Annotated in this window: 9 protein-coding genes and 2 pseudogenes; 8 read left to right on the forward strand and 3 right to left on the reverse strand. The window is 62.7% G+C overall.

All coding sequences use genetic code 11. The features are described 5' to 3' along the window. Both TR33_RS26715 and TR33_RS26720 read left to right on the forward strand, forming a co-directional pair. Positions 1–637 (forward strand): annotated as a pseudogene (locus TR33_RS26715) (IS5 family transposase); the annotation flags it as partial. Positions 638–778: 141 nt separating this feature from the next. Then, positions 779–1,231, forward strand: coding sequence for a hypothetical protein (locus tag TR33_RS26720; protein WP_159068809.1), 453 nt, complete (start codon positions 779–781; stop codon positions 1,229–1,231). A gap of 317 nt (positions 1,232–1,548) precedes the next feature. On the opposite strand, the gene TR33_RS20105 is transcribed toward TR33_RS26720, so the two are convergent. The 3 genes and pseudogenes from TR33_RS20105 to TR33_RS27300 all read right to left on the reverse strand — a co-directional run bounded on the left by TR33_RS20105 (position 1,549) and on the right by TR33_RS27300 (position 8,486). Beyond that, positions 1,549–4,335, reverse strand: a complete 2,787-nt coding sequence (locus tag TR33_RS20105; RefSeq protein ID WP_042284763.1) for a class I SAM-dependent DNA methyltransferase — start codon at positions 4,333–4,335, stop codon at positions 1,549–1,551. Continuing rightward, the gene (locus TR33_RS20110; protein ID WP_234305903.1) at positions 4,332–7,556 is read right to left on the reverse strand and encodes a helicase-related protein; all 3,225 of its coding nucleotides are present in this window, start codon (positions 7,554–7,556) and stop codon (positions 4,332–4,334) included. Before TR33_RS20110 ends, TR33_RS20105 begins: the two co-directional genes overlap by 4 nt. Before the next feature lie 339 nt (positions 7,557–7,895). Beyond that, positions 7,896–8,486 (reverse strand): annotated as a pseudogene (locus tag TR33_RS27300) (transposase). Between the two features lie 32 nt (positions 8,487–8,518). Here TR33_RS27300 and TR33_RS26165 point away from each other — a divergent pair. The 6 genes from TR33_RS26165 to TR33_RS26725 all read left to right on the forward strand — a co-directional run bounded on the left by TR33_RS26165 (position 8,519) and on the right by TR33_RS26725 (position 13,484). Continuing rightward, the gene (locus tag TR33_RS26165) at positions 8,519–8,809 is read left to right on the forward strand and encodes a hypothetical protein (RefSeq protein WP_199806164.1); all 291 of its coding nucleotides are present in this window, start codon (positions 8,519–8,521) and stop codon (positions 8,807–8,809) included. After that, entirely contained in the window at positions 8,806–9,807 is a 1,002-nt protein-coding gene (locus TR33_RS20125; RefSeq protein WP_234305904.1) for a TRM11 family SAM-dependent methyltransferase, read from the forward strand. The genes TR33_RS26165 and TR33_RS20125 overlap by 4 nt, the downstream gene beginning before the upstream one ends. Then, complete coding sequence (locus TR33_RS20130) at positions 9,804–10,211, forward strand: hypothetical protein (RefSeq protein WP_042284769.1); 408 nt, start codon at positions 9,804–9,806, stop codon at positions 10,209–10,211. The genes TR33_RS20125 and TR33_RS20130 overlap by 4 nt, the downstream gene beginning before the upstream one ends. A 350-nt stretch (positions 10,212–10,561) precedes the next feature. Then, positions 10,562–10,840, forward strand: coding sequence for a helix-turn-helix transcriptional regulator (locus TR33_RS20135; protein ID WP_234305905.1), 279 nt, complete (start codon positions 10,562–10,564; stop codon positions 10,838–10,840). Continuing rightward, positions 10,841–12,334, forward strand: a complete 1,494-nt coding sequence (locus TR33_RS20140) for a tyrosine-type recombinase/integrase (protein WP_042284774.1) — start codon at positions 10,841–10,843, stop codon at positions 12,332–12,334. 244 nt (positions 12,335–12,578) lie between these two features. Continuing rightward, complete coding sequence (locus TR33_RS26725) at positions 12,579–13,484, forward strand: hypothetical protein (RefSeq protein WP_159068810.1); 906 nt, start codon at positions 12,579–12,581, stop codon at positions 13,482–13,484. Positions 13,485–13,637 lie beyond the last annotated feature (153 nt).

Consider the following 13,637-nt stretch of genomic DNA (forward strand, 5'->3'; position numbering starts at 1 on the left):
TTCGGCATCACCCGCGCCACCGCCCACCGCTGGTTCCAGACCTGGACCGCGACAGGCCTGTGGCCCACGATCCACCGCGCGGTTCTGGACGAGCTGGGCAGAAGGGCCCTGCTGGACTGGTCCCGCGCCACCGTCGACTCCCAGTCGATCCGCGCCAAGAGAGGGGGAGAAGACAGGGCCAAACCCCACCGACCGGGGTAAACCCGGTTCCAAGCTCCATCTGCTGTGCGACAACCAAGGGCTGCCGCTGACCTGCGCGATCTCCGCGGCCAACGTCAACGACGGCGAAGCGCTCAAACCCCTGGTGCGAGGCATCCCCGCGGTGCGCTCACGCCGAGGACCCCGCAGGCGACGCCCCGCCAAGCTGCACGGCGACAAGGCCTACCACTCCCGCGACCGGCGCCGCTGGCTGCGCGAACGCCAGATCGGCGTGCGCATCGCCCGCCCCGGCGTCGAGTCGTCCCAGCGACTGGGCAGGCACCGGTACAAGGTCGAGCGCTCCATCGCCTGGCTGGGCTCTTACCGCAGACTGAACGTGCGCTGGGAACGCAAGGCCTCCAACTTCCTGGCCATGCTCGGCATCGCCTGCATCCTCATCTGCTACAAGCATCTGGCCAAGCACAGCGAGGACTTTTGAGATGAGCTCTAAGCGAAAATGGAGCCGACTACAGTCACACTTCTCACGTCTGTCATGATGTTGCTGGGGACGATTTTGGGTGCATTGATATCCCAGTTGCAAAATTTGACGAGCCGAAAAATAGAGCGAGATAAATATGCGATGTCACAGCGCCAGAGATGGGAAGAAAAGGCATTCGCCATAGCAGAAAGCATCGCCTCCACAACTTCCCAAATCGACTCTCTATGCAGATCAAGGTCCGCCAGGGACATGCTGATCAAGACCCTAGACCGGGGTGGAATAATGCAAACCAAGGATGAGGACTCAGATCCCTACGTGGAGAAAATTAAAGAGAGCATCAGTAGGATGCTGGCGATCAACTCGGAGCTGGAGTCAGAATTTCGGACTCTAGTTAAGGTTGTTTCTCAAAAGTTTGGAGAACTCTCGCTCTATCTCGACAATGCGAGCCACAGGACATCCAGGGCCTTTCACAATGCGATTGTTGACTATGTCGCAAGAGTGGATTCAGAAGATGCAGTTGCAGTGCAGAATGAATTTAACTATCAGCAGGATGAATTCAGGAAGGCGATGAGGGGACATTTCTCCATCGAATGAGATCAACTGAGTAGGCGGGTAGCGTAGTCCTCGGTGACCTTCTGTATGGACAGCGAGCCCCATCGCGTCCAGTCGCGTGGTGCCTCGTTGCTGACCGCACAGGAGACGACTGGCTTGGCGTTCGTGGCTGACACCGCGGGTGCCGACAGAGCCTGTCGGTACAGGTCTGGAGAAGGCGTTAGAGGAAAGTCTGGTCCCACCTCGGTCCCACCCTGGCCCCATCAGTAGGAGAACAAGACGCGGGAGAGGTCGCTGAACCCCTTCTGAACTGGGGTTTTGTGGCGCACCCGGCAGGATTCGAACCTGCGACCGTCGGATTAGAAGGGGCGTCTACGCGGTTTCGTGTGTGCCGCTGCCAGCAGGGGGGCTGTGAGTTCTTCGTAGTGGGCGAACAAGGCATCCTGGCGTTCCAACTCTGTTGGTGCCGAGGATTTCAAGGAAAACAGCTTATCTATTTCCTGGTCAAGTTTTCCATGCGCTTCCCGAAGACTGCTCGTCATACTCTCGAAAGAGTACATACTGGCCAGGCTTTTCCCCTTCTGTTCCTGCCGTGCAGCGATAATACTTTTCCCTGACTCAACAATGCGACCCCTCACGTCCTCGCCGGTTGGCGGCAGTGGGAAAGTGTTCCATGTCAACAATTTGTTGAAGCGGAGGTCTGATTTAATTCTCCCCCCGACGGTCTTTTGCCAGACGATGAACATTGTTGAAGAGACTATGGAGAACACAAAACCATCAGGATCGGGGGAGATGAAGTTGGCATTACTGCAAATGACGTCGGCCGGGAATCGATGGCTGAGGAAGTAAGGTCGACTCTCGCTAACATGCTGCGGGATGCAGAGGTAGGACGTGTTCGGTTGAGCAATCTGGCGGAAGAGGTGTGCTGTTGTTGCGGACTTTCGTGTCGATGCCGCACGGCTTTTTGCTCGGAAGGCGCGTACGCCTTCAACTCGCTCTCGCAAAAAGGGGCTGTTTTCAAGGTCGCTTGCTGTGGCGTCGACAAGCCAGAGGCAGTAGCGCTCTCCATTATGAAGAAGTTCACGGGCGCCCACGTACTTGCGGATATATTTCGCGGCTATGGGGTCTGCCATGGCGCGCTCGTAGTCCGCTGGTTCGACAACCAAGTTGCCGTCGTCTGTCGGCTTATTCCCGTAGGCTACCTCGCCGAGTTGAAGGTTGATGGGTTTGGTACTCGGTCGGACGATGACAGTAGGGCCATCTGTGAGATAAGGCGTAATGTTCCGGGTTTCGATTTTCTCTGCTGCTGGAGCATCAGGTTCGGCGTAGTCGAAAAGCTGTGGTTTATGAACGTTCTTGGAGAAGCCGATGATGACGCAGTGCACGACAGCACTGCCAGCGGCTTCTGACGTCCAGCGGAAGGTTCTGTGGGCGAAACGGATCTTCCACCCCTCATTGAACAGGGCGTCAAAAAGTGGGGCTGTGGCCTCTCCTTGCGTAATGGAGTTTGTTGAAACGAATGCCCATAGGCCATCATGTTTGCGAAAATATTCGAGCGCCTTGGCATGCCAGCCTGTCACATAGTCGAGCGTCCCGTGATAGCGATCCCCCCATACATGCTTTAGTTCATCGGTTTGCTCCTGGGAGCGCAATGAAATTCCCAAAAAGGGAGGGTTGCCCGCCACAATTCTTGTCGTGTTTTCTGTAATGGGCATGACCTCTGCCCAGTCGATTGTCAGGGCATTCTGGACGACGATGGTGGCTTGATCCTGAATAGGGAGCCTGTCGGGAGCATGACCGAGTGAGGCGGTGAGTTTGAGGTCACATTGGCGGTCGACGAGGAACATGGCGGTCTCGGCGATGCGGGCGGGCCATTCGTCGATCTCGATGCCGTAGAAATGGTCGAGGGTGACCTTGAGTCCGACATTGGCCAGGAGCATGGGGTTGTCTCCGGTGATCTCCTGGAGGCGTTCCATGATCGCCAGCTCGAGGTCTCGCAGCTCGCGGTAGGCGACGATGATGAAGTTGCCGCACCCGCAGGCGGGGTCCATGTAACGGATGCGACCGAGCTTGTCTCGGAGTTTGCGGAGCCGGTCAGCCTCGTACTTGCCCAAGGTCTTGATGTGTTCGAACTCTGCGCGGAGCTCGTCCAGGAAGAGGGGGTTGAGGGTCTTGAGGATGTTCTCCTCGGAGGTGTAGTGCTCGCCGAGTTGGCGTCGGGTCTTGGCGTCGCGGACGGACTGGAACATGGACCCGAAGATGGCCGGGCTGATGTTGGCCCAGTCGCGGTCACATGCCTCGAGCACCACGGTGCGGAACTCGGCGTTGAGGGCGGGCAGAGCAAGACGCTCGGTGAAGATCCGTCCGTTGACGTACCGGAAGCCCTCGAGTCCGGGTTCGGGGGTGCCGCGCTGCTTATCGGGGGTGTCGAGGTAGTCGAACAGAACGGTGAGCTGGACGCCGATGTCGGAGCCGTCAGGGTTGGTGTGGTCGCGGATGAAGTCGCGGAACAGGTTGGAGGGCCACATGTCGGTGTCGTCGCCGAACATGAGAAAGAGGATGCGGGCGAGGGTGACGGAGATTTCGTGATCCTTCACGGCCCGGGGGGTAGATGTGGGGTAGGCCTTCTCCATGGCCGTGTAGAGGCGGGCCATGAGTTTGGAGGCGTGCTTGGTCTCGTTGTGCGCCTCGACGTCGAAGGCCTGGCGGACCTTGGCCAAGACGGCGTTGCTGTCGAGGATGACATCGAACGGCAGGCGGATGGCCTCGAGCTTTTCAGCGAACCGAGGATCGGGGTCGCCGGTACGGTGCCGGTGCCGACTCAGGCGGGTGGTCGTGGTGTTACCGACGGCTCGGCGGACAGGCCAGCGCCAGACCTGCTCGGTGTCGTTGTGGACGATGAGGATCCGGTCGGTGCTGGTCTGGGCCAGATACCGGTCAAGGGCCGCCTCAAGTTTGGAGTCGGGTTTTTCATTGACGACCCAGACGCGCAGGCCCTTGTAGGAGGAGACGTTGGTGGCGGTGACCTGGCGCCCCTCGTAGTCGATCGTGACGGGAGGGTGATCCCGCCGGGACCAGTTCAAGTCCTGGATGAACAGCTTCTGGTAGTCGTGCTGCTCTACGCGGGTGATCAGTGAACTGGTCATGAGTCGAGCACTCCTAGCGAGCAGACGATCTTGAGGGTGTCGGTGTCGGCAGTTCCGATGACGAGCCGGTCCTCGTCGTGGAGCTGGTTGATCAGGTCGGCCAGGTCGTCGAGGTTGTACCTGTTCCGGCGGGCGAGGGTCAACCGCGTGGTGGCGTATTCGGTCAACGGCCGGGCGTGGAGGGCATCCAGGGCCGCTGGGGCCTTTGTCCCGAAGACGGTGCCGCCGAGTCGTTGCCAGGCCCACTTGCGGACACCTTTGAGGTTGCCGGCTGCCACGGTCTCGGTCTTCAGCGGACCCTGGACCAGGGCGGTCTCCCTCTCGAAGTGGTCGGGGCGCTGCGGTGCGGTCGGCGTCGTCGGTTCGGCCCGGAAGATCCGCAGAGCCTCCAAGGGTGTGAGGATGCGTTCCTGAATGCCGTGCTCGGTGATCGTGGCGGTGGCGAAGGCATCGATGCCGGAGCTGGTGGAGATGTAGCAGGTCACGCCACCACGGTCCTCGTTCATGTACCGCTCGCGGGTGGAATGGACCATGTCCTGCATCCGCAGTACTTTGTCGGTGACCTCGGGGTGTTTCTCCTGGGCGTTGGACCACACGAGCCAGGCTTCGCTGACCGAGTCCACCTCGGCCTCGTCGTCGCTGTCGTCCTCGGTGACCTTGCCTTTGTAGAGGTCGTCGAGGATCCTGATCTCCCGGTCTCCGCCGAAGAACTTCTCGTCGGAGCCGAACGCCTCGGCCGCGGCGCCGAGCCGTTCCTTGATGCGTTGTCGCAGGCGGATCTGTTCCTCGATCTTTTCGTGGGTGATTAGGTACAGGTTGACGGTGTCGGATTGCTGGCCGATGCGGTCGACACGGCCGGCACGCTGAATGATCCGGATGATCGCCCAGGGCAGGTCGTAGTTGACGATGATGTGGCTGTCCTGCAGGTTCTGGCCCTCTGACAGCACATCGGTGGCCACGAGCACGTCGATCGGATTGTCGACCGTGACCGGTGTGTCGTCGGGTTCGGACGGCAACCGGTTGGATTGCGGGGAGAAGCGGCGGGCGAGGTCGGCGGGGTCGTCGGTGGCGCCGGTGGCCAGTCCCACGTTGGGGATCCCCGCCTCTGTGAGGGCGGTTGCGATGTACTGTGCGGTGTCGCTGTACTCGGTGAAAACCAGGACCTTTTCACCGGGGTGGTCGTTGGTGAGCAGGTCGACCAGGGCGTTGATCTTGGAGTCCCTGGTGGGGTCCCAGTCACCGAATCGCTCCAGCAGCTCAGTGATGGTGTCGTTGTCTGTGACCAGGTCCTTGCGCAGGTCGGGTTTGAAGACGGTCGTGTTCACCCATTTGGTCTTGGCCGGCAGTGAGTCGACCAGGTGCTTGTAGCGGGTTTCGGCGCTGCCGTGCAGGCTCCCGTCGGTTTCGATGTCTTCGTCGGTTACGTTGATCTGCTTGTCGGTGAAGGTGCCGAGCGGGATGGGCAGCCGTTGGTCGATGGCGTAGACGAACAGCTCGTTGCGGGCCCGCTGTCGCTGCAGTGACAGGATGAACGCGTACCCGGAGGAGGACAGGCGCTTGAACAGGCCGGTGCGTACGAAGCCGCTGACGTTGCCGCGGCCGGAGCGGATGTCGTTCAAGTTCTTGGTGTCGGTCTGGCTGCGTGCGGCCTTGGGGTCCTCGTAGTCCGCAAGCCGGTACCTGGGCAGGATCAGGTCGCGGACGGCGTCCAGAGTGGTCTCGTCCTCCATCAGCGCGGCCGGGTCGTCCTTGGCGAAGGTGTGGCTGATTGGTGTGGAGACCCGGGTGGGGAAATGGAACTTCTGCCCGTTGGCGAACTGCAGGTACTCCCGTTCCACCGGGGTGCCGTCTGGGCCGGGGACGAGTTCGGTTTTGGCGGTGCGCTTGATGAAGGAGCGGGTGCGGCGCACGAGGTGGTCGCTCATGAGCCGTTTCCAGTCCTCGGGTTCCTCGGAGAGACAGAACGCGGTCAAGGTGTTGATTTTCCCGTCGACCTTGTTTGCCAGAGTGGGATCCTTGCGTAGCGCCTCGGCCGGGACGATGCCCAGGTCGTCGTCCTTGTCGATGTAGAGCCCGATCTGGTTGGCGACGTCGGTGAACGTGAGGTTGTACGGGGTCGCGGTCAGCAGCAGGACCTTCGAGTTGTTCTCGCGGATGTACTGGTGGATCGCGTCGTAGGCGACGGTGGAGTTGTTGCGCAGGTTGTGCGACTCATCGCAGATGACCAGGTTGAACCGTTTGAGCTCGGGCAGGACCTTATCGGCCATGGAGTAGGGCACGACCCGGCCGTTGATGTCGTACTCCTCGATGTGCTTCTCCCACATGGCCTGCAGGTTCTTCGGACACAACACGAGGGTGGAGTAATCCTCGGCGGCCTGCAGCATCAGGGCGGTGGCCACGGCGGTGAGGGTCTTGCCCAGACCGACGACGTCGCCGAGCATGGTGCCGCCGCGCCGCACGATGCGCCGTGACAGGGTCCGCACCGCACTCTCCTGGTAGTCCAGCAGCAGATCGCTCATCGACCGGGGCAGGACGTAACCCAGGCCGTCACGGGCATCTTGGGACAGAGAGTGGCAGACCTTGAGGTAGATCTCGAACGGGGTGGGTTGGTCCTCGTCGGCCCACGAGTTGGCGATCAGGTCGATGATGTCGGCAGTGATCTCCAGGGAGAACTTGTCGTTCCACCGATCCTCGAACCAGGTGGCCAGCTTGGCAGTGGCGTCGGAGTCCTGGACATCGATGTTGAGCTCGAGGTTGCTGTGCAACCCCGCGCCGGTGAGGTTGGAGGACCCCACGTAGGCCCAGCGGGAGGCGTGCTTCTTACCAGGGGCGTGAAAGATGTAGGTCTTGCCATGCAGGGGAGTCTCGGTGAACACCTTCATGGCCACGACACCGTCGCTGAGCTGCCGCTTCAGCCTCTGCAGGGTCTTCTGTCCCTGCGTGGTGGCCAGCCCGCGCATGAGCTGGTTGCGCAGATGAGCGACGAGTTGGTCACGGCGGGCTATGGCCTGTTCCCGATCGTGGATGTCCGCGCCGTACTCGGGAGGTTGGACGTCGTCCTGCAGTGTGTTCAGCAGCTGTTCGGCGTCCGAGGGAGCGACCATGCCGACCAGGACCCGCGCAGTCGGGCGATTTCCTGTGCCGGAGGTGGGCTTGGTGTCGAGGATGTCGGACATGCTCGACCAGCCGCGCAGGTCGATGTACCCGGTGGCTACATCCATGGTGTCGAAATCACCCAGAGAATCCCGCAGCGCGGGCCCGAGGCGGGTGGCTTTGGTGAGGTTGTCGAAGATGTTGGGCACTAAGGGTTTCCCTTACTCGGTGGATCGATGAGCTCACGCACAGAGTGAGGCAGCGGTGGACCTGTTCCCAGCAGTGAGGTTCTCAGAGGCGCTTGGATGGCAACGTGTCGCCTCGTATAGTCGCTTGCGCAGGTGGCTCTTCATACTGGTCATACCTCCGGGGCGCCACGGTCAGCAAGATGCTGTGCTGTTTTCCGTGTTCGGTCTCAAGCCAACCCCATTATCGCCCTTACACCCTCCGAGCGTGTTTGAGAAGGGTCAGGAAATGAGGTCTTCGCTTGTCCAAGCACGCTGGCGGACGGCATCTCGTCCTCGTGCGAGACGGTGGGCCATCTGGCCGATCGTGGCCCAGCGCACCATCGCCTCGGACACCGCCGGGTCGCGCTCGTAGTCCCGTGCCAGACGCCGGTGGGCGGTCAGCCACGCCAACGAGCGCTCCACCACCCACCGCCGTGGGATCACCGCGAATCCCACCTGGCCGGGAGCCTTGCGCACGATGTGCACCGTTGTGGCCACGACCCTCTCGGCCCAGGCCACCAGCTTTCCAGCGAACCCCGCGTCAGCGAACACGGACCGCACCGGAGTGCACAGGTACAGGCTCAACTAGGTGCTCCTGGCTCCGTCCTGGTTCTGGACGGATGCGGCCATCACGCACACCACCAGCAACAACCCCAGGGTGTCGGTGACGATGAACCTCTTGCGGCCGTTGACCTTCTTGCCCGTGTCATAGCCCCTGGTCCCCTGGCCGACGGTGTCGGCGCCCTTGACGCTCTGGGAGTCGATGATCCCGGCCGAGGGCTTGCCGCTGCGTCCTTGAGCGGTGCGCAGCCGACGGCGCAGCACGGCCATGACCTGATCGGTGACCGGATCCGGCACCGGGGGTGGTGCGGGCCGCCACCTGCGCGGGCCTGGTTTACATCCAGCACGTGATCGCGTTGACGGTGCCGATCTGCGAAGCAGGGCTGGGCGCCACGATCTCGGTACGGGAACAGGGTGGGTTCGGTCCCGAGAAGGACACCGAGGTCGGGGGAGAGGAGAGCGAGGTGGGTTTGCCGACCTCGGTTTCCGAGGCGGCGGCCACCATCACCTCGCCTGCCCATCTGAACGTCAGCGTGTTCCGCAAGAAGGGCCGATTGGCCACCGCGGTGACCGGTGGGCAGGTGGGCGTGTGAGCCAGGACCACGACAACACCCACCTCGGCCGTGCCGAGGAGACGACCCTTCCTGAGGTGTGGGGTCACGACCACGAACACGGGCACTCACCTGGAGCTCATCTGGCCGAGGGTGCGGGGTGGTCGGTGTGGTTCACCGGTCAACAACAGGCCCAGCGTCAGCGTGGGGAGCGGTACTCGCGGTTGTCGGTGGAACACCCGGCCAAAATGCTGCCCGAGATCGCCCGCCATGCCATCACCACCTACACCCGGCCGGGGGAGGTGGTGCTGGATCCGATGTGCGGGATCGGTACCAGCCTGGTCGAAGCCACCCACCTCGACCGCCATGCGGTGGGGATCGAGTTGGAGCCCAAGTGGGCCTCCATCGCCCGACTGAACCTGGAAACCGCCACCGTCCAGGGCGCACGTGGTGAAGGACGGGTGCACACGGGGGAAGGGGCCCAGGTCGCCACCGAGCTGGCGGCCACCTCGTTGGCCGGCCGGGTGCGGTTGGTGGTGACCTCACCCCCGTACGGGTCGATGACCCACGGCCAGGTCCGTTCCCGCCGCGACGGTGCGAAGGCGGTGGAGAAGTACGCCCACCGCTACTCCCGAGACCGCGATCGGCGAGCGGCCAACCTCGCCTACCAGCGCCCGGAGAAGTTGGCGGATTCGTTCACCCGCATCATGGTCGCCTGCCGGATACTGCTCGCCCCGGGCGGGATGGTGGTGGTGACCACCCGCCCCTACCGCAAAACCGGGGAGCTCATCGACTTCCCCGGGCAGGTCGCCGAAGCCGGACGACGGGCCGGGCTGGTGCAGGTGGATCGGTGCGCGGCCCTGTTGTGCGCGGTGCGCGACGAACAGGTGGTCTCACGCACCTCGTTCTTCCAACTCATCGAGACCCGCCGGCTACGCAAGGCGGACTGGCCGGTGCACGTGATCCAGCACGAGGACGTCCTGGTCTTCACCAACCCCGACCCCGAGCAGCACACCTGGGAAGAGAGGACAGCGGCATGAGCAACACCGGACCCGAGAAACCTCGTAGCCGCACTGTGCCGGGCCCGTTCCTGCCCGAGCGGGAGTTCTTCACCGACGCCGCCGGCCCCGAGCTGCGCGGGCGCATCATCGCTGACATGCGGGCCCTGGCCACGTTTTTGGAAGAGCACCCGCAGTTGCCGATCAGCCCGCACACCGGTGTGGACGTGACCTACTTCCCACGTACCGAAAGCGACCAGGCGGCCCTGGCCGAGGTGGTCGAGGCCGGAGCGTATTTGGGGCGGATCCCGGCCTGGGAGGGCGACCACTACCTGGTCGAACACACCGGCGGTGCGGGCCGCTACCGGGTGGTGGCCATCCCTAAGGCGGTGCGGGCCCGGTACCGGTCCTGGTTGACCTCCACCGGACACGCCCGCCAAGACTGATCGGCCGGCCCCGGGCGGGGAACGGGCCGGACACGGCGGTTGGTGTGACAGCGGGGTAGGGCGGTGTGGGGCCACCAGCGCCCCCACACCGCCCCCAGCCCCCAGTCCCCGCAACCCAGGCCGGGCCCGGGGTACGGGCCCCACTTGGGCGCTGTGGCGGCCCTGATCAGCGAAAACGACAAACCACCCGTAGCGGGTGGCGGTTCGGGGTGGAGGAAAAATCCGGTGGGGTTGTTGGTGAATCCGCTTGCACTTCTCGGCGAGGTCGAGCGTGGATGCGTGGTGCCCCGCACCGTGCGGGGCCGCGCACTATATCCGTGCAGATCAGAGGTGGTGGGGAGGTGGTCCAGGTGAGGCCGGATGCTTCGGTCCGGATGGGCGAGATCGGACAACTGCCGGTGGTGTTGGACCCGGTCACGGCCGGGCGGATGCTCGGGCTGGGCCGCACCACCACCTACCGGCTCCTGCGCCAGGGGGCCTTCCCGGTGCCGGTCCACCGGACCGGCCGGTCCTGGAAGATCCCCACCGCGGGGGTCTTGGCCCACCTCGGCCTGGAAGTGCCTTCCACCTTGGGTGGGTGTGCACGGTGTGGTGCGCGCGGTGACCATGACAAGGAGGGGGAGTCGTAGATGGCTTCTCACCAGGGACGAGTGTTCAAACGCTGCGGATGTCGGGACGAGAACTCCGGGCGTGCGTTGGGGGTGCGGTGTCCGAAGCTGCGCCGTCAGGGCGGGGCGTTCAACCCCCGCCACGGCGACTGGGGCTACCAACTCGAACTACCCCGCACCAGTGGGGGAAAGCGTCGTCAGGCCCGCCGCACGGGGCTGGACAGCCAGGAACAGGCATGGGAAGTACTCGATCACCTCAAGGCTCTACTGGAGTTGGCCGAAGGGGAAGGGGAGGTGGAGGTGCAGATCGGGGACCTGATCCAGAACGCCCTTAAGGCCCGCACCCGGTTTCCTTCGGTCGAGGAGGTGCGCAAGCGTCTAGGAACGGGAGCGGATGTGCGCAAACAAGCCCCCACGGTAGGTGCGTATCTCACGGGGTGGATTCAGGCCAAGCCGGATCTGGCCGAGGGCACCCGAGCCTCCTACCAGGGCCACATTCGTAAATACCTGATCCCGCACCTGGGCAAGGTGCGGTTGGACCGGCTCAAGTCCACCCAGGTCGAGGCGATGTTCGACTCCATCGAGGCCGACAACGTCCACATCCTGGAATGCCGGGACTCCGCCGACCCCCAGGTGCGGGCCTCGGTCCGTAACCAACGGGTGATCTCGCTGTCGACCAAGCACCGGATCCGCGCCACCTTGCGCAGCGCGCTGTCGGAGGCGGTGCGCAACCCCGAGGAAGTGGTGAACATCAACGCCGCCTCCCACGCGAGGTTGCCGTCGTGTCCGAGGAAGAAGCCGTTGGTATGGACCCCGGGACGGGTGGAGCGCTGGGAGAAGGACGGCACCGTGCCGGGGGAGGTGATGGTGTGGACACCCGAGCAGACCCGCACCTTCCTGACCCATGCGAGGAAGTACGTGTGGTTGCACCCGCTGTTCCACTTGATCGCCGTCAAAGGATTGCGCCGAGGCGAAGCGGTGGGCCTGCCCTGGGCCAACACCCGGCTCACCGATGCTGAGGCCGATATCCGTACCCAGGTGGTGCAGTTGTCCTGGACCACTTTCACCTCGACCCCGAAGAGTGAGGCGGGACAGCGCACCATCACCCTGGACGCCGACACCATCAAGGTGTTGCGGGGCTGGAAGAAGTTTCAGAACCAGACCCGCCTCCAAGCCGGGGCCGAGTGGGCGGATTCGGGGTTGGTGTTCACCCGCCAAAACGGCACGGGTTGGCACCCCTCGCACGTGAGTGACTGGTTCGCCCGCATCGCACGGGCGGCTGGGCTCCCGCCGATCACGTTGCACGGGCTCCGCCACGGGGCCGCCTCGATGGCCCTGGCCGCGGGAACGGACGTGAAGGTGGTCTCGGCCGAGCTGGGTCACTCCACCGCCCATTTCACGCAGGACACCTATCAGACGGTGTTTCCCGAGGTGGCCAAAGCAGCGGCTGAGGCGACCGCCGCTTTGCTGCGCGGGACCCCGGCCAAGGTGAGCAACTTGGCCCCGGTGCGGTAGCCGGTTCAGGGGAGCACACCAGGAGCCCCACAAGGGCTACCGGCCCCAGGTGAGGATACGGGTTCACCCGTCCTGGCCTGGGGTTTCCTCGCGCCCGGGGCCTGTGGGCCATCGGATCAAAGGTCCGATGGCCAAAAACTGAGGTGAAATGACTTCCTGGATCAAGTCCATGTGCTGTAGAATATTGTGGTCGAATTTTTCGGAAGCCGTATCCGAATTCAATTCCTATCGAAATGAATGAACTGTGTCTGATTCTCGAGTTCAGGTTCCGTTTCGCTTCGATGTAATTAAGAATTATCCTCAGCGCGGTCCGCTTCGTCAGTATCGCCTGTCTGCGGCGACGGGATTCGAGTGCAGCAGATGCGCCAAGAGCAAGAAGGCGAAGCTGGTATCGGTTATACTTGATGACTGGGGTCGGCTGCTCTGCAACGCGTGCTACGGCAGGCTGCTCTCTCTCTGGGAGGTCAAGTCGGGTGAATCCACAGATGAAGAGAGGCATGAGGAGATTTTGAGTCTCCTCCGAGGGTTGTCGACCGGTGACCAAGTAGAACGTTCCAGAAAGGCCTTGCTGGAACGGCACGGTCAAGCCGGGCTTCTATCTCAGTCGGCGCTGACGATGCTCGCGACATCCGAAGCGGTCGCCAGCGGTCTTGCTCTTAAAGCCACCGAACTGGACTGGTCGGCGGCGATCATCGGTCTGTGTAAAGCTGTTGAGATCGAGGCTGCTCGTCTTGTCGCCGAACCCCTCCGAAGATCAGTTGAAGGGCTCGACCTCTCCCGTGACCTCCATAACAGGGATACGAAACGTATGGCCCATTTCTGCAGCGGATCTGGGAACCCTCCGGGGCTCGGAGCTCTGGGGTATTTCTTAGCCGCGGTCGGAAAGCAACGAAGGCGAGAAAAAGAGAGCGTTCTCTCCGTGGCGCTGCGTGATCTTAGTCGTGATTGGCCTAACTCCGAATGGCTATTTGAAAAAAATGAAGATGGTTTCATAAAATCAGTGAAGCGGTTGGCCCGAGAATACCGAAACCCGGCCGCGCATACTGAACTTCTCACTCAGGAAAAGTATGACTCCTGCAATAAGATGATCCAGGGCGAGAAAGGGATCCTCTGGAACCTTCACACGGCCACTCGCCCCTATCGCAAGTGAGAGCGTGTTTGAGAAGGGGTTACGGTCCGGGCACTTTGACCAAGCCGCTGCCGTCAGGCCGCAAGCATGGCCAACATGTAGCGACGACCCACCCACCCCTTTGCCCTAACCCATGGCTAGTAGGCCTTGATCAAGCCCCTGGTCTCACCGGCC

Origin of the sequence: Nocardiopsis alba (assembly GCF_000710955.1) — a bacterium.
GTDB classification, from domain to species: Bacteria; Actinomycetota; Actinomycetes; order Streptosporangiales; family Streptosporangiaceae; genus Nocardiopsis; species Nocardiopsis alba.